Here is a 16,380-nt window from a genome sequence, read left to right on the forward strand (position 1 = left end):
CACGCCGCAACTTGTGCTCTGCCGGCGCGTGATCGACGAAACGCACGATGTGAAAACATTCGTTCTCACACCCGTTTCAGATCGGATGTTCTGCTTCAGCGCTGGCCAGTATGTTCTGGTGCACCTTACGATCGACGGTGCCGCAGTGACGCGCTCCTACTCCGTTTCGTCACCGCCGACGCGACCGCTCGACCTTCAGATCACCGTGAAACGGACGCCGGGCGGGCTCGTTTCGAATTGGCTGCATGACAATTTGAAGCCGGGCGATGGGATCGAGATCGAAGGGCCGCTCGGCTCGTTCAATCTCGACGATCTGCCGCACGGAAAGTCCCTTTTCCTTTCGGGTGGCAGCGGGATAACGCCCGTCATGTCTATGCTGCGGGCACTTACCGACCGCGCAGCCGACCAGGATATCCGCTTCATTCATAGTGCGAGAACGCCGGACGACATCATCTTTCGGCTAGAACTGGACGCACTTGCCGCTCGCTTTCCCAATGTTCAAGTGACTTGCATTTGCAGTCGGGAAGACCCAGCCTGGACGGGTCCAACTGGACGCATTAACAGTCAGATGCTTCTCAATCTGGTTCCCGATCTCCACAGCCGCACCGTCTTTGCCTGTGGGCCGGAATCCTACATGAAGGCGGCACGCGGCTGCCTGGATGGGATCGGCCTCGCCCCTTCACAGTATCATGAGGAGAGCTTCGGAGGCGGCAACAATTCGCGTTCGGTACTGGCTTCAGAGATTTCGTCTTCGGTCCGCTTCGCCCGCTCCGGCATTGCGCATCACTGCGCGCCTGGAGAGACCTTGCTCGAAGCGGCGCGCCAATGTGGCGTCTACGTCCCGACCGCCTGCCAGCAGGGAGTTTGCGGTACGTGCCGGATCGCCAAGCTGTCCGGCGAAGTCGTCATGGATGACCTAGGCGGGCTGACCTTGGAGGACAAATCGGCAGGCTACGTCCTGGCGTGCTGCAGCTGCCCACAAGGCGACGTTTGGCTTGATCTCTAATTGTCGCATCCGCATCGCGGGACGAAATCGGGGCAGGCTTTGCGTTCCACGAGCAGGCCATACTACTGCAACCGCAAGTGATTAGCGTTTCGGAACCTTTTTCCGCCTACCACTTTGACCAGCGAGATCGTCTCGTGCACGATCGCTAGGGAACGAATGCCCAATTGGCTGCCTTTGCAACCACGACAAAGGCAAGTGGTGGTCAGCCCAGCCGGCTTCGCAGCTACTCGGATGCGGTGGCGAACTCGGTGACTTACAGCATCAAACGATGTCTGCCCGACTCGTAAAGTTGTCCGAGCCGAAAGGTGACGTCCCGCCAAACTAATAGGAAGCCGATCTGACAACAGAAGGCAAGAGCTCCTGGATCATCCCTTGCCGGCGCGGTCCGCCTGCGGCCACCCGATGCTTCGCAATTGAATAGTCGCTTCCCTCAACTCGCAGGGGACTCCCGGCGTCGGATTGAGGCAGGCCTAAGTGTTGGTAGCGGCCTTAGTATAGAGGCAATGACTACGCTCTCAAGTTGGAGCGCCCAAACAGAGCCACGGAAAAGCCGTTCATCAGAACCCGGATCGCATGAGATCCGGAGCGTCCACTCTCCGCCACCGCAATCGAAATCCGCTGTTTGTGAATATCCAAACCAACAAATCAGGTATCTTCCATGAGGCACGTCTCCTATGCATGAGCCCTGTGCCGGCCAGCCGGCTTAACTACTTGCCTTTTTTAAGGGTTCGGCGCCTCGATGTTCCGGCGTAGGCGGGGCGCTCGGCTCCCAGGTCTTTTGCTGACTTGTCGTCGCGCAAACCTTTGAACGCAGCCTGCCTAACATTGCCATCGCGTGTCCAGCCCGCCATTTCGATTTCTGCTACAAGTTCCGGTCTGGTCCAAAATACGGCCGGATCTTCTTTTGGGGCTCCATTGCCGGTGAAGGGCGACGTCTTATCCTTGGCAGCCTTTAGACGTGGGAGAAGCTGCTTGACCTTCGTCTTACTGTAGCCCGTTCCTACCCGGCCAATGTAGGCGAAATGGTCACCGCGATTGACGCCAACCAACAACGACCGAAACTTGCCGTTGGTGGATGACCACCCCCCGATAATCACTTCATGGCCAGACCGACATTTTGATTTCGCCCAGCCATCGCTTCTGCCCGACACGTACACCGCATCGATCTTCTTCGAGATGATGCCCGCAACTCGCAGGGCCGCATGACCGCTATTTGCGAAGTGTTCCACATAACGGACGAGCTGACTGCCCTCCCCATGATGAACATTGCTTAGCATCTGTTTCAGGCGCTCCTTCCGGGCGGAGAGCGGCATTTGCCGCAACTCGCCAGCGTCATCGAACAACATGTCAAAGGCAAAGAAGACAAGGTCATTGGTTCTCCTCAGCGACAAAGCGGCCTGTAGGGCGGAAAAATCCGGCGCTCCGTTTTCGCCATGCGCCACGATCTCGCCATCGATGATGACATCGGGAAGGCTTGACGCCTCTTTTGCAATTGCCGCAAACTTATAGGTCCAATCCAGGCCTTTGCGCGTCTTCAGCGTGACGGCGCCGGCTTGAACACGCAGCTGGATTCGATAGCCGTCGAGCTTAATCTCGTGGACCCAATCGCGCCCACCAGGGGGTCGGGACAGGGTCTCGCACATTTGAGGGGCGATGAACTCCGGCATTCTTGCCTCGGCAGTGCGCGAGGCAGCTTTCCGGTGGGGCTGGGACGGCTTTGCTTTTTTGGTAGCACGCTTGTCCCTGGGGGCGCCCGGGTTACTGTCCCACACGACGCCGCCACTGCCTGCTGCGAAGCCGCTCATCGCAAAAGGTTTTGTGCCTGCACGCTTTCCGGCGCCGATCGTCGCCACAGTTCGGCCGGAGGCCTCCGCCAAGACCGCTTCGCCATCACCGTCGCGAGCTTGTTGATCGCTATGCTTGATCAGTAGCCAGTTTGATCGTTTTGCTGCCATGGTGCGCCGAGCATGCGTCCTCGTGGCGGCAACGACGGCAAATGCGGTGAAGAAGAGAATGCCTGGATCGGCGCCGCCACCTGACACTGAGCCGGCAACTATGCTGGCGAGGGAAGCGTTTCTGACGCTCGTCACGACTGCATCGGTCTCCGGGTCCACCCATTTGCGTACCCGGCCCATTCCGCGGACGACGACACCGAGCATGATGGTCATCAGGAGCGATCCGAAGACGCCAAGCTGGGACAGAACTGCGATCGGCCAGCTCGATGCCCTCGAACTGCCGAAACCGACGCCAAGGCCACTGGTGTCCAGGAAGGATTGCAGGCTCTTGATGTTCCAGTAGGTGCGCTCCTCGCCGGAGGCAGAATCCGCCTTGTTGATAATGGTGGCGTTTATTAGCTTGACGAACGGTTCTAGGAGCTCGGCATTGTAGAGGCTGATGCCTATTATGGCCACCACGCCTGTGGCCATTAGCGCGGTTATCAGTATCTCCTCGCGCTGAACCTTCCCCCTGAGGACCGAAAGCAACGTCGAGAAGGCGACCGGAATGCACAGGAGAATCAGACCAGCGTAGGCGGTCGATGATGTCGACAGAATGGTCAGGAAGAGCAGGACGCCTGCCAGCCACTGGGCAAGGCGTGATTTAGTCTTTCTCCAGTACGTGTAGCAGAATGCCAAGCAGGCGAGGGAAACGCCAGCGAAGGAAGAGGCCTCCGAAAAAGGTCCCGTGATCCGAACGAATCCTGCCTCGACCGCCTCCGTTATAAGGGCGTAGTTCGCGGTTCTGATCGGGGAGAGCAAATCTCCCGCCCCAGCGTTCTTGCCAATGAAATCGACCAGCCCCATGCCTGTGTGCAGACCGCACCACAGAAAGAAGCCGCGGCGGACCTGATCGATCCTGTTGGAGTGCAGCAGCAGCGCACAAAGCGCGATGGCGGTGAGCCCGCCAAGAATGAAGTAGCCCGTCTGGGAAACGTTGCCCGAAACCGGCGCGAGAGAAGCTTCGACGACGGCGCCGCGGGTTTTCGACTGTACGAAGACGGCGGTCTGTCCTGCGAAGAATCTTGGAAACAGCCATGCTCCGATGATTGCGTACGCCATGAGGCTCGTGAGAACCCAAACAGGGCGGATGCTTCCGAATACGCTGCCAAGGTCGAACCAGATGCGACGCCTTGCAGTAACCGCCATGACGAGCAGGGCCGCAAACATGGTGTAGATCAGTGGAGATGATCCACCTAAAAAGGTCAGGGTCATGAGGGCCGTCGCGCCGAACGCCTGGGAAGCTATCAGGCCTATGATCAGCATTCCCCTGGAATAGTAGGCAACGACCAAAATAGCCGCGCACACCAGCAAGCCCGGTAAAGAGACCTGCATTGTTGATCGGCCCTCCCGCTTGGTTTGGCCCTGGTGTGCGCACGCAGGACGCTGTCCGACGGCTCATCTTTCGGCAGGTGGGTATTCCGGGCAAGAGAGCCAAAGGGCGTAGCCTAAGATCCCGCAACTGCAGGACGCGGCAGGCACTCCTCCTTACGGTGGATACTCGGAGGCTTAACCGCCCTTGCAACAGTTTACCTCATTCAAACAGACGAGGACAGTGGGCCAGCCTGCCCCTAGGGTAAGAGGTCGTTCTGTCGAAATTATCCGGGAGATAATGGAGATTACATGGAAGGTGATGGGAAATAGAAGCAACCTCGTGATACTCCATGCAAACATTATTGCAGTTCATAAGCTCTCATCCCATAGGGGGGACATTGTCAAAGAACGAGTGGGGGAACGACGATTTTCTCGGTATTACCGCAAAAATCTACAAACCCCATTCGGTGATATGCCGCCAGGATGACGACAACAGCGAGATATTCATCGTAAAATCGGGTTGGGCCATCCTTTACCAGGGATTACTGGACGGAGAACGGCAGATCATCGACACTCCTCTTAGGGGGGACATTGTCGGTTTCCGTGGTGCGGACGGACCCCGTCTAGCGTCACTGGCGGCCATAACCGAACTAGCCGTTTATGAAATTTCCAGTAAGGAACTGGTAGAGGCGATCTTGTCGGACGGCCGCCTCGGCAAGAAGATCGCCTACTCCCTGGCCCGCCTGAACGCCATCCTTGCCGAACATCTTATGAATACCGGGCGGCGGAACGCGATGAGGCGCACGGCCCATTTCCTGCTCGAGTTGGAGGAGAGGCTCTCCATGGTTGGGCTGTCGGCCCATGGAAGATATGATTGTCCCCTTACCCAAAACGAACTGGCCGACATTCTTGGAATGACCACCGTTCACGTCAACCGAACATTAAGGGAACTTCGCAAGGCCGATCTCGTCTCTTTCAAGTCAGGCCATGTAGAGGTGATCAACCGCAAGAAGCTGGTTGAAACAGCCGGATTCGATAAAGAGTATCTCAGGTAACGGGTATCTCTGTTCGAGCGGCAGCGCATCGGCCATCAGTAAATTTTCCGCTGGGAGACACGACGTTTGCGGACAACTGGTCGTGCGCCGCATACCTGGCAGGGAGCGTATGTCTCGACGGCGGCAGCCGCGACGGCAACACGGTCTGTCGCGAGGACCGGCGCGCTGCCGAAATATCTGCAAGTGCCCACATAGTACGGGTAGACCAAGCGTTCTCGAGCTAAAGCATTGGGCCGCTTGGCCATCGCCAGCAGGCAGTCGAACGTCGATCGCTAGTGCCTGCGGCGGTCCATGCCTGCGTCTTCAGCCAGATTGCAGTCCAGCTCGGCATGGGATTGTCTGAAAATTATGAAAAGACAACCTATGTTAGAGACTGCTTAATAATAAACCTTACACTTCCCAAGCTGGTCTCGCTGAGGGCGGAGAACTGCAAAAGGGTTTAGTGGGGTAATCGAGCCTCGACCTTTCACAAGGCGTGGTATCAAACCTTCAATGCTAGGGAATGAGGATACTATATCGGCCGCCGCAAGGCGGCTTGTTCGGGAAAGAGTGGGTATTGATATGGATTCCACAGCAGAACTGCATAACTACACTTCGGCCAATCGGTCAGGAGTTCCTTCCGACGGAACGGAAAGCGTCCGCGGGCAAGCAGGCAGGGAATGTCTCCTCATCCTGGACGGAAGAGCCTTAGACCGCGAGTGTCTCGCATCGGCTCTCGTGGACCACGATCTCGGCATGCAGGTCGTCGCCATGGGTTCGATCGGCGAATGGCGCGTGAAGAAGGGTTCGGCCCTTCCCCTTGCAGCCATACTCTTCAACCTTGGCGGCCGGAAGGTCACCGATCATGGCATCGCAGACGAGATCAGTCATATTTCGTCCGAGTTCAAATCAGTTCCTGTGGTCATCCTGGCCGACACCGAAGAGCTTGCACAGATACTGACCGCTCTCGAATGCGGCGCACGCGGCTACATTCCGACCTCAGTCGGTATCGACGTCTGTGTCGAGGCTATCAACCTTGCGGCAGCGGGCGGCATCTTCGTGCCAGCGAGCAGTGTCCTTTCCATGCGGCACCTGATACATTCGGGCAGTCGCGACACGCAGCCTTTGACAGGCATGTTCACGCTCAGGCAGGCCGAGGTTGCCCAGGCGCTTCGGCGCGGCAAGGCGAACAAGATCATCGCCTACGAACTGAATCTGCGCGAAAGCACCGTGAAGGTCCACATCCGAAATATCATGAAGAAGCTGAAGGCGACCAACCGCACGGAAGTCGCCTACAAGGTCAACGATCTCCTCGCGGAAGGAACTCTGGCTCAAGAGTGACCCAGGCATAATGCTGCCTGCCTTGGGTCCCGGAAGTCGAAGGGCCTCCGTCATGGGTCTTCGGCACGATCGTCAGTTGCCCAGTTGAGCGTAAGTCGGGTTAATTGCTGCCGCTCAATCTGCAGTCTAAGCAGGCTCGGGATAGGTGTGTCTGCCAACCCATCGTATGGCCTCCTCGATCGTATCGAAATTCTTGTGCTGCCCGCTCAGCAGCCCGAACCCCGTCTCGAGAAACCATTTGCCTTTCGTGGAGTAGGCTTCCTCGTCGATCTGGGTAAGGACCGCCACCAGTTGGTCGCGTTTCCACACCAGAACCCCGGCTTCTCCGCCCTCGACCGTTCCGATCCGGACTTCGCTGAACGACAATCCAGAAGCTATTTTTTGCTTTGCCCATTTTGATGAACCCCTCAAATTCAAAATGGTAGTAAAATCCGTTATATTTAATGTATGTATTCCTTTTTGTATCAACTCAGGCGGTGAATTCAAGCTGTTTCACTCGATCAAATTCGTTGATCCACCCTTATCACAGGAGAATATGGACCAACTGCTAAAGAATGTTGATCTTCCGGAGCGTGAAAGCCTCTGCGAAATGCTCTGGTGCTCGGCATTCCATTCCGCGCAACCTCGCAAGCCCGGCGAATGTCTCGCGGTCGAACCAGTCCTTGGAGCGCTGCGTCCCGAAATGTTCGTAGAGGAGCTCGATCTTGCGCTTCAGCACGTCGGCCGTGAGCGGCACGTAGGCATTGGGCTGGCAAAGGTCGCCGTCCCATTTCGGGATCTCGTACTCGAGCACTAGATGATCGCGGAAGACGTTCCAGGTCAGTTGGTTAACCTCCCGGTGGTCCTGATGGGCGTCGAACCTGGCGTGGGTTAACACCACGTCGGGATCAACCCGTGATCTTACATCCGTCAGCCACTGCTTGATCGATCGGCTATGGGCAGGGAAGTAGCTGTCTTCGAAATCCGCAACGTCGACAGTGGACGAGCTCGATCCTTCGAGGAACGCTTCGGCCGAAGCCCTGGCTTCCGCGACCCGTCGACCGCCTGCGCTCAGCACGCACCAGCGGACGTCCAGTTTGACGCCCGACGCGATCAGGCCGAGTATCGTGCCTCCCGCACCGATTTCGATGTCGTCGGAATGGGCACCAAGGCAGAGGATCGAGAGTTCCTCCCCGCGACGTGCGAGGCCAAGCCCCCTCATGATACGGCCAGCAGCACATTGCGCCTGTTTTTCTCGGCGGTGACCTTCATATTCCAGGGCATGTCGCCCTTTTCGACCATGTCTTCGAGTGATTGCCAATCGCGCAGCGTGTCCATCGAACGCCAGAACCCTTCGTGCTTGTACGCCATCAGCTTGTTGTCAGCGATGAGTCGTCCGAAGGGTTCGAGAACGAGTTCCTCGCCGTCGCGTATGTAGTCGAAGATTTCGGGGCGGAATACGAAGTAGCCGCCATTGATCCAGATCTCCGACGTTTCCGTCGTGCGGAACTCGCGCACGCGGCCGTCTTCCGCGATGTCGGCCAAGTGGTATGTCAGCGGCGCGTGCACGGCAAGGAAGCAGCCGATCTTGCCGCTGGCCTCGAACTTCGCGATCATATCGTCGAGGTCGACATCGGTCAGGCCGTCGGAGTAGTTGGCCAGGAACATCCTCTCGTTCCTGACGTGATCCCGCGCGGCCCAGAGGCGCTCTCCGATGTTGCGCCAGATGCCCGTGTCGAGCAGGGTAATGCTCCAGTCCTTGACGATGTCGCCAAGCAGCTTCACGTCTTGGCCACCATGGGTGACCACGCAATCGGAAAAGGTCTGTGGCCGGGTGTTCAGAAAGAAATCCTTAATGACGGTTGCCTTGTAGCCCAGGCACAAGACGAATTCGTCGTGTCCGTAATCGCTGTACCACTGCATGACGTGGCGCAGGATCGGCTGCTGGCCGAGCGGAATCATCGGCTTCGGTATGCTTTCGGAATAGTCCCGGATCCGGGTCCCGCGGCCTCCGCAGAAAAGGATGACTTTCATCTTGGTAACTCCGATGAATCGATCACTGTCACGAAAGGAATTGGCACCACGAATTTCGCGCCCCAAGCGGCGACATGGTGCATCTGCTGGACGATCTCGTCCTTCAGGTTCCACGGAAGGATTAGGATGTAATCTGGCTTGGCCTGGTCGATCGCGTCGATGGGCTTGATTGGGATGTGCATGCCCGGCGTGAAGCGGCCGTGCTTATATGGATTGCGGTCCACCGTGAAATCGAGGAAGTCGGTGCCGATAGCGCAGTAGTTGAGCAGCGTGTTGCCCTTGCCAGGCGCGCCGTACCCGCAGATCCTCTTGCCTTCGTTTTTAGCCGAAATCAGGAACGCTAGGAGATCTCGCTTCGCGCGCTGCGCCTTGTAGCCGAAGGAGGTGTAGGTCGTCATTACAGTCAGCCCGTGCCTCTTTTCACGGTCGAGGAGTTCGCCGACATTGTGATCCACGGCCCAGCTGCTGCCCTCGTTGGCGAGATAAACACGCAGCGAGCCGCCATGGGTGGGCAGTTCCTCGACATCAATGAGCCGCAACCGGTGGCGGGCCGCCATCAGATCGATCGTCAGCAGCGAGAAATATGAAAAATGCTCGTGGTAGATGGTATCGAACTGGTTCTCGGCCATCAGCCGCTCGATGTGCGGGAACTCGAGAGTGATTACGCCCTCTGGTTTGAGAAGGATTTTCATTCCCGCGACGAAGTCGTTGAGGTTCGGCACCTGCGCCAGGACGTTGTTGCCAATGATGAGATCGGCGTGAAGCCCTTCGGCCGCCATTTCATTTGCCAGCCGCGCTCCAAAAAAGTCGACTCGGGTAGGCACGCCCTTCTCGACCGCAGCGCGCGCAACGTTGGCCGCCGGCTCGACGCCAAGCACGGGAACGCCGAGCGGCAGGAAGTGCTGCAGCAGGTAACCGTCGTTGCTTGCCAGTTCCACCGCAAAGCTGTGAGTTCCAAGCCCAAGCCGCTTCGTGATCGCCTCGCAATAGGCTTTCGAGTGGGCTACCCAACTTGTCGAGAAAGAAGAGAAGTAGGCATATTCGCTGAAGATGGTCTCGGGGCTCATGTACTCCTTGAGTTGCACCAGGTAGCAGCTGTCGCAGACCAGTACTTTGAGCGGGTAATAGAGTTCCATCTGGTCGAGCTGGTCCGGCTGCAGGAAGCCCTCGCAAGGAGGCGACATGCCTAGATCAACTAGTGTGTGGCACAGGCGCGATCCGCAAAGTCTGCAGCTGGCAGTCCGGCGTGCCCCGTTATGGTCGCGAACGATTTCGACAGCCTGAATGTTCATTCCGTGCTCCTGTCCCGCCGGTTTGAAAAGACGGAGACGCATTGGCCTGACCAAGAACCTTTGCCGCCGCACTCCGCAGGAGGTGCTTCTTTTATGGCAGCGGCAGCTTAGGACGGTGCGCGCGCGGGTTCGATTTGCCAATCCGTTGGGTTGCCTTAATCCTAATAGGCAAACCGTAGGGGCAGTGAAGCCGCCAAGACCCTCGATCGGGTAAGCGACCGGCCCGGCATACCGCTATCGGAGAAGCCACCTAAGACTTAGGTAGCTCTTCCAGCCCGAGCGGGCGATGCCAACAATTGGACTGCCGGCCCTTACCCGGCAACTGGGGCTAAGGTTGACATGCAGTTTACCGAAACGGAGCTGAAGGGTGTCTGGCTGATCGAGCCGACGCCGGTGATTGACGACCGCGGTTCCTTCACCCGCCTGTTCTGCGAAAAAGAAATGGCTGATTGCGGGCTGGTGACGCGCTTTGTCCAGCACAGCCGCGCTCATTCGGTCGAAAAGGGAACCCTCCGGGGGCTGCATTATCAAGAGGATCCGTATGCCGAGGTAAAGCTTGTCTCCTGTGTCCGCGGGGCGATTTTTGATGTCGTCGTGGACTTGCGCCTGAACTCGCCGACGCGGCACAGCTGGCTGAGCTTCGAGTTGACGCCCGAAAACATGAAACAGGTCTACATCCCTGCCGGGTTCGCCCACGGGCTCCAGACCCTGACGAAGGACGCCGAGGTCTCGTATCTCATATCGCAGTTCTATACACCCCACGCATCGAAAGGCGTCCGCTACAGCGACCCCGCCATTTCGATAAACTGGCCTTTGATGCCGACCGCGATGTCGGAGAAGGACAGGACGTGGCCGCTGGTCAAGAAGCCGGTCCCCTAATGAACCGAAAGACTGGAAGCGAAAGGTTCAACAGCGCTCATGCGGGCCCCTCGGCCAGGAGACCGTGATCTGACAGTAATCTCGCGGCGGCGGCCAATTCCCTGAATGGCAGACCCGAGCACTCCGCCATCGAAAGAAGCGAATGCTGTCCGTCGGCGAGATTGAGCACCCAAAGCAGGGACATCGAGGTTGCTCCCGAAGACTTCTGCCCTCCCAGGGCTGCGTAGAGGCCGCGTCTGCCGAGCTGTGGTTCGCCCTTGGGAAAAAGGTTCGAAGGCGTCCAGTCCCCTTCGACGATGTCGATCACATCCGTCAGAATCCGGAAGGAGTCTTCCAGGTGCTCCGGGCCGATGAAGTCGAGATTGTCGGCCGACGTGTGGTATTCGGGGAAGGTGCCGTGGACGCTTCGCTGAAACATGCCGACTGGAAGATTGAAGCCCGGCGAACAATATTGCCTCTCGTCATAGCCGTAAGGGGAGAAATCCATCAACTTTGCCCCTGCTTCCTGCCCGAGCACATGGGCCATGGCACGGTCGATGAAGGCGTCGCCTTGACGACTGCGCTTGTATGCCGGGCTAGCGGCATCGCCAACGCATGACAGCACCAAACCGTGGTCGATCAGATGTGTCCGGTCCTCGTTGAGCGACAGCCATGCAATGGAGCCGATCGTACCCGGAGCGAACAGGAAGCGGTAGCTGTATCTTGTTTTCCTTGCCTTCAGGCTTCTAGCAAGGGTTGCCAGCAGGGCCAGGCCTGAACAGTTGTCGTTGGCCAGTGACGGGTGGCAGATGTGTGCCGAAAGAAAGAATTCCCGCTCCGTCTGCCCGCAGTGCAGGTATTCGCCGTAAGTGAGACTGCCGTCCTTGAGTTCAGCATCGATCTCCACCCGATAGAGGCCGTCGGGCATCTTGGCGACACATTCGTAGGCCACGCAGAAGCCCCATGCCGGGGCGTAATAGCAGGTGCGGTATGGGATCACCTCTGGCTGTTCAGGCAGCGTATGGATGTGCGGCCGCAGTTCGTCGAGCGGCAGGACTCCCTTGAAGGGTACGCTGTAGTTGACGACGTGCAAGTTGGAGTCGGCGAAATCCACGACCGTTTTCCCGTCCGGGCCTGTGATGCTCGCCGAGCGGATGTTCCACTCCCTCGGAACAGTCCAGTCGAGCACCTGCGTCCCGGTGGGCACTTCGTGCCTTTCCAAATCAACGTGTCCCGATAGGATATCCAGCGTTTGTCGCACCCCATCTCCGGTGATGCTCCTGCAGATCGGAAAGAGACGTTCGACCAAGGCATAGATTTCCTGGCCGACGCCGATAGAAGACGGCCGCGGCCCGAGTCCGTAGGGGTTCAGGTGTTCCATTCCCATTACTCGGCTGCGACATCCAGCGTTGTCGAACGTTCAGCGACCCGCATGCGCCCGACTAAAAGTCCGTTGGCCAAAAGATACCGGATATGGCCGATGCGCTGGAAGCGGGGCCCCTCGAATTCCTCGAGAGTAACATTCGACTTGCGGTAAGCTTGGTAAAGCTGCTCGGCACCCTTACGCGCATCCCATTGCGGCTTGAAGGCAGGCAGGGTACGCGCGATTTTGTCGAAGCTGACGCGATAGGATCGTTTGTCGGGTCCAGCATCGGACGCGAATTCGAGTCGGCAGCCCGGCACGACCTCGGCGACGATCTTGGCTATATCGCGGATCCTGTAATTGTGATCCGTCCGACCCACATTGAAGGCTTCGTTGTGAATGATCTCGCGCGGTGCTTCCAGTCCGGCAATAAACGCCCTGGAAATGTCCTCGATGTGGACGATCGGCCGCCACGGTGTCCCGTCGGATTTCAGGAGGATCACCCCTCTGGTAACGGCCCAGGCGACAAGATTGTTCAGCACAATGTCGAAGCGGATCCGGGGCGACAGCCCGTAGGCCGTGGCGGGCCGGAAATAGGTCGGAGAGAAGCTGCTGTCGGCCAGTTCGGAAATATCCCGTTCGGAAAGCACCTTGGACCAGCCGTAGGGCGTAACCGGCTTGAGCTCGCCCGTTTCGTCGACCATTCCGTCGCCCGCCTGTCCGTAATTGCTGCACGATGACGCGAAGAGGAAGCGCGACACGCCCGCCTCCTTGGCCGCCTTCGCGAAGCGGACGCTACCCTTGTGATTGATCTCGTAGGTGATGTCTGGATCGAAGTCGGACAGCGGGTCGTTGGAAAGAGCCGCCAGGTGAATGACGGCGTCGAATCCTTCGAGGTCGCGCGCTTGCACGTCCCTGACGTCCTTTTGGATGGACGGGACGGAAGCCTGCTCTCCTCCCCAAGCAAAGGTGCAGCGCCGGTACAGGTCGCTATCGTAGCCTGTTACCGAATGCCCAGCACGGAGCAGCATCGTCACCATCACCGAGCCGATATAGCCTTGATGACCGGTTACTATGACTTTCATCGCACACCTCTTCTCGGGCGGATATGATCACGCAGAGGCTACGTGGGCTGAGAGGAGTGGGGGAGAACGCCAATGGGCGATCAGGATGCCCCGTTGGACGAAGCCTTACCGTCGGCTACCTCTTTCGGGCGGTGAGCCCCTAGTCCTTTCGACGGCTTTTCCGTCAAAGAATGGTCGAGAGCAGGAATTCGTGCTGGACTTCGAGGCTCTCCCTGAATTTTTCGACGCTGTTACGGACCCTGCGCGCATGTTCTTTCCCGATGCGCCACAAGCCACTGCCTGATCAAGATTTCGACATCGAAGCTTTCGACGCGCTGGCAAGATTCTGACGGAACCGCTCTGACCGGGCAATTGGTCGTTCTTCAGCGCATAGCCCAGTGATATCAGGGGCTTTCCCGCCATCAGGGCGGCCACAATACTGGAAGCGGATCGCCACCACGAGATCGGTCAGGGCGAGTTGGCCGAAGACGTCGCGAAGGGAATGGACGGGTGGGCACGAAAGCCCTTGGGTATCAGTTTCGCCCAGGGCCGCCAGGACCGCCTCGACCGCGGGAGTATCACCTTCGTCGCCTGTGCGAGGGCGGACATTGTAGCCGCTGGCCAGGAGGTAGGTGACGAATATCGCTACTTTGGCAAATAAGATTCAGAGATGCCCAGCCCGCGCTCCTCGAAACCGCACCAGCCGCGGTAGTTCATTACGCCGACACCGACCGTGAGCGGGTGTGAAGGGTCGGCATTGGCAGATTGCGGAACGGGCAGCGTGAAAGCGAGATCGGGATCCATCGACTCCCGGCTGGTGTCGACGCCGACGCTTGCCATGAATTCCCTCGAGGCAGTGTCCCTGTAGCTCCGGTAGTCCGGCATGCGGGCCGCGCTTGTTATCAGCCATCGGCTGACGCGATGTCCCACCGGCCCGGCACCTACACTGACAAAAGCAATGCGCGTTCCGCGAGATGCGCTGCAAGGCACCATTTGAAGACGTCGAAGGGCATGCCCAACGGGCGGTCGCCGAAATAGTCAAGGATTCCCGTTCCAGGCACGACTATGACTTTCGCCTTGCGGATGTGCCGGACTGCACGGAGGAAATCCATCACCTTGCGGGGGATTTTCAGGAAAATGCAGTCGAGAAGGCCGGCGATCCCCTCTCCTCTCGCGATCCGCGCGTTGGGTCGCTTCTCCTTGAGGAACAGAGCATGGATTCGGGCGAGCCGTCATTGCCAAGGTTGCCGCAGCCGAACAGGCCCAAGATGGCGATGCCCGGTTCCCTGCCGCCGGCGGTTGCCGCTGCCTCGCCTTGCGGTCGTGGCAAGGCCGCGACCTCCCGTGGCTCACGTATGGCGCCCATTGGCTCTGCTCACTCAGGGTTCGGCACCGTGGAGGTTTCGCGGATGGCGGCGTGCCTGGATTTGAACTCCGCCGAAGTGATGATTCCGAAGGCCACGGCCTCACGCGTCATGGAACCCGCACGCAACTGGCGGGTGTAGCTTTCCAGTCCGTAACCGTCCGCGGGATGGTTCAGAAGCAGCAAATACAAAAAACCGACATAGTCGCGGTCCGTTAGGCCGATCGTGGCATATCTGGTTTCGTATTCGTCCGAGCGCATCATTTCCATGATCATGTCGGCGAGTTTGGTGTCTCCGCTTTCAAGTGCCGCCGACCATTGATTCACGCTGGCCGTGTCGCCCTTGTGGCCAAGGATGAGGCAGTAGACGAAACTTGCCTGCCGCACCTGCGTGGACTGGTCTGCAGCCATGGTCTCGGTGTCGCAGTCCCGATGCGGCTTGGTCAGCGGCAAAGGACCGCGGGTGAAGTCCCGTACCGTCTTGTAGGCAGGCTTCGGTTCACCGGTCACCCATTTGCCATCGGAGGGACCCACGAGCCTCACCAACCCCATATTGGCTTCGAAGCTCGGGGCCCAGTAGGTCTCATCGAGCAGTTCGTAGATGTGTGCGGCCTCGACCTTGTACTTCTCCTTGAGTTCGCGAAGCCGCGTCATTGCCTGCTTGATACCGTCGGCCTGCTGCCGCTCGCTGCGCTGACTTCCGGAAGGATTGTTGAATTCGGTGACCCAGATCGGCTTGCCATAACCAGAAATTTCGCGGAAAGCCCATTCTGGATCTTCGCCGTACATGTGCCAGACCGAGATATCCCAGGCGATCCCGTCGTGCTTCATCCGCGCGAACGCGCCGGTGTGGCCCCATCCGGCGGTGCCCAAAGCCTTCCTGATCCCCGGGTCGACCTCTGTCATGCCGTCGGACAGGCCTTTGAGGACGGCGCTCACCTTCACCCAGCGCGGGCCGAAGTAGTCGAGCGTTCCCATTCCTCCTGCCGGCCCCCATCCACATGGATATTGCGAGCCGTCGTCGCGTTTCTCACAGGGCTTGATGATGGCATAGTTCTCCATCTCGTTACCGAGTTCCCAAACCCGAATGTCGTTCTTGAACCTGGTGCCGAGGGTGACCGCCAGTCTCCGGGCATTCCCGTAGAGCTCGTCCGGGTTGTCCTTGTCCAGGTCGACTCCGGGCGTGATGAGGGGCAGGATCTCGATCCCTCTCGTCTTTCCCGCTTCGACAAGGTGGGCAAGGCTATCTACCTGGTCCTCTGCCGTGACGTTGACCCGGTACGATTTGAGGCCGAGATCCTTGATGAAATCGAGTTGCCTTTCGACCGGGATGCCCGGATAGGAAACTATTGGATGGCCATTGATGCCCCAGAGGAAATCGGCGGATGCAGGCGCAGCTGTTGCGAGCAGGCAGGCCGCAGCGATTGCAAGACGAAACGACACGGCACACGGGCCTCCCTACCCCACTTCGAAATTCGGGATAGTGGGGATTGCGTACGCTGGGCGCAATTTGCTCATACGGTTGAGTGGAAGCTCTCGTTACCGCTTTAGACGGTGTTCATTCTCTAGCCTATTTGGACGGCATGACCTTTAGACGGTGTTCATTCCCTAGCCTATTGGACGGCATGACCTTCACCCGGTTTGTCAGACTATCCGAGCGGGACGCAGAGGAAGTGAAAGATTCTCCGATTTCTGTCTGCCGGATCTCTTTAAAAGCGCGTTGCGCCTGGCAAGATTC

At 58.4% G+C, this 16,380-nt stretch carries 13 protein-coding genes; 4 read left to right on the forward strand and 9 right to left on the reverse strand.

The window, feature by feature from the left end:
• Positions 1–49: 49 nt before the first annotated feature.
• The gene (locus NKI63_RS14585) at positions 50–1,006 is read left to right on the forward strand and encodes an FAD-binding oxidoreductase (RefSeq protein ID WP_352752403.1); all 957 of its coding nucleotides are present in this window, start codon (positions 50–52) and stop codon (positions 1,004–1,006) included.
• A gap of 707 nt (positions 1,007–1,713) precedes the next feature.
• Here NKI63_RS14585 and ligD read toward each other — a convergent pair.
• On the reverse strand, positions 1,714–4,335 hold the full coding sequence (gene ligD / locus NKI63_RS14590; RefSeq protein WP_352821966.1) for a non-homologous end-joining DNA ligase: 2,622 nt from the start codon (positions 4,333–4,335) through the stop codon (positions 1,714–1,716).
• 377 nt (positions 4,336–4,712) lie between these two features.
• Between ligD and NKI63_RS14595 the strand changes: the two genes are divergently transcribed.
• Both NKI63_RS14595 and NKI63_RS14600 read left to right on the forward strand, forming a co-directional pair.
• On the forward strand, positions 4,713–5,369 hold the full coding sequence (locus NKI63_RS14595) for a Crp/Fnr family transcriptional regulator (protein ID WP_352705754.1): 657 nt from the start codon (positions 4,713–4,715) through the stop codon (positions 5,367–5,369).
• 561 nt (positions 5,370–5,930) lie between these two features.
• Positions 5,931–6,689, forward strand: coding sequence for a LuxR C-terminal-related transcriptional regulator (locus NKI63_RS14600; protein WP_352821969.1), 759 nt, complete (start codon positions 5,931–5,933; stop codon positions 6,687–6,689).
• A gap of 126 nt (positions 6,690–6,815) precedes the next feature.
• Here the strand turns inward: NKI63_RS14600 and NKI63_RS14605 are convergent, their stop codons facing one another.
• The 4 genes from NKI63_RS14605 to NKI63_RS14620 all read right to left on the reverse strand — a co-directional run bounded on the left by NKI63_RS14605 (position 6,816) and on the right by NKI63_RS14620 (position 9,994).
• Complete coding sequence (locus NKI63_RS14605; RefSeq protein WP_352821972.1) at positions 6,816–7,055, reverse strand: hypothetical protein; 240 nt, start codon at positions 7,053–7,055, stop codon at positions 6,816–6,818.
• 181 nt (positions 7,056–7,236) lie between these two features.
• The gene (locus NKI63_RS14610; protein ID WP_352821975.1) at positions 7,237–7,890 is read right to left on the reverse strand and encodes a PIG-L deacetylase family protein; all 654 of its coding nucleotides are present in this window, start codon (positions 7,888–7,890) and stop codon (positions 7,237–7,239) included.
• Positions 7,887–8,702 (reverse strand): sugar phosphate nucleotidyltransferase, encoded by an 816-nt coding sequence (locus NKI63_RS14615; RefSeq protein ID WP_352507553.1) that lies wholly within the window; start codon positions 8,700–8,702, stop codon positions 7,887–7,889. Before NKI63_RS14615 ends, NKI63_RS14610 begins: the two co-directional genes overlap by 4 nt.
• Positions 8,699–9,994, reverse strand: a complete 1,296-nt coding sequence (locus tag NKI63_RS14620; protein ID WP_352821979.1) for a methyltransferase domain-containing protein — start codon at positions 9,992–9,994, stop codon at positions 8,699–8,701. The genes NKI63_RS14615 and NKI63_RS14620 overlap by 4 nt, the downstream gene beginning before the upstream one ends.
• 339 nt (positions 9,995–10,333) lie before the next feature.
• Between NKI63_RS14620 and rfbC the strand changes: the two genes are divergently transcribed.
• Positions 10,334–10,873, forward strand: coding sequence for a dTDP-4-dehydrorhamnose 3,5-epimerase (gene rfbC, locus NKI63_RS14625; protein WP_352507552.1), 540 nt, complete (start codon positions 10,334–10,336; stop codon positions 10,871–10,873).
• Positions 10,874–10,910: 37 nt separating this feature from the next.
• On the opposite strand, the gene NKI63_RS14630 is transcribed toward rfbC, so the two are convergent.
• The 4 genes from NKI63_RS14630 to NKI63_RS14645 all read right to left on the reverse strand — a co-directional run bounded on the left by NKI63_RS14630 (position 10,911) and on the right by NKI63_RS14645 (position 16,085).
• The gene (locus NKI63_RS14630; protein ID WP_352821982.1) at positions 10,911–12,233 is read right to left on the reverse strand and encodes a DUF4910 domain-containing protein; all 1,323 of its coding nucleotides are present in this window, start codon (positions 12,231–12,233) and stop codon (positions 10,911–10,913) included.
• Positions 12,234–12,238: 5 nt separating this feature from the next.
• On the reverse strand, positions 12,239–13,300 hold the full coding sequence (locus tag NKI63_RS14635; RefSeq protein ID WP_352821985.1) for an NAD-dependent epimerase/dehydratase family protein: 1,062 nt from the start codon (positions 13,298–13,300) through the stop codon (positions 12,239–12,241).
• Positions 13,301–13,924: 624 nt separating this feature from the next.
• The gene (locus NKI63_RS14640; RefSeq protein WP_352507548.1) at positions 13,925–14,272 is read right to left on the reverse strand and encodes a polysaccharide pyruvyl transferase family protein; all 348 of its coding nucleotides are present in this window, start codon (positions 14,270–14,272) and stop codon (positions 13,925–13,927) included.
• Between the two features lie 382 nt (positions 14,273–14,654).
• Positions 14,655–16,085 (reverse strand): DUF4214 domain-containing protein, encoded by a 1,431-nt coding sequence (locus tag NKI63_RS14645; RefSeq protein WP_352507547.1) that lies wholly within the window; start codon positions 16,083–16,085, stop codon positions 14,655–14,657.
• Between the last annotated feature and the right edge of the window lie 295 nt (positions 16,086–16,380).

The organism is Mesorhizobium sp. M0410 (assembly GCF_040321435.1).
Classification (GTDB): domain Bacteria; phylum Pseudomonadota; class Alphaproteobacteria; order Rhizobiales; family Rhizobiaceae; genus Mesorhizobium.

Bases quoted from the DNA above. Each gene is read 5' to 3' on its own strand.
- NKI63_RS14600 (WP_352821969.1), top strand. From the start codon at position 5,931: ATGGATTCCACAGCAGAACTGCATAACTACACTTCGGCCAATCGGTCA.
- NKI63_RS14630 (WP_352821982.1), bottom strand. From the start codon at position 12,233: ATGGAACACCTGAACCCCTACGGACTCGGGCCGCGGCCGTCTTCTATC.
- NKI63_RS14610 (WP_352821975.1), bottom strand. From the start codon at position 7,890: ATGAGGGGGCTTGGCCTCGCACGTCGCGGGGAGGAACTCTCGATCCTC.
- ligD (WP_352821966.1), bottom strand. From the start codon at position 4,335: ATGCAGGTCTCTTTACCGGGCTTGCTGGTGTGCGCGGCTATTTTGGTC.
- NKI63_RS14615 (WP_352507553.1), bottom strand. From the start codon at position 8,702: ATGAAAGTCATCCTTTTCTGCGGAGGCCGCGGGACCCGGATCCGGGAC.
- rfbC (WP_352507552.1), top strand. From the start codon at position 10,334: ATGCAGTTTACCGAAACGGAGCTGAAGGGTGTCTGGCTGATCGAGCCG.
- NKI63_RS14635 (WP_352821985.1), bottom strand. From the start codon at position 13,300: ATGAAAGTCATAGTAACCGGTCATCAAGGCTATATCGGCTCGGTGATG.
- NKI63_RS14640 (WP_352507548.1), bottom strand. From the start codon at position 14,272: ATGGTGCCTTGCAGCGCATCTCGCGGAACGCGCATTGCTTTTGTCAGT.
- NKI63_RS14620 (WP_352821979.1), bottom strand. From the start codon at position 9,994: ATGAACATTCAGGCTGTCGAAATCGTTCGCGACCATAACGGGGCACGC.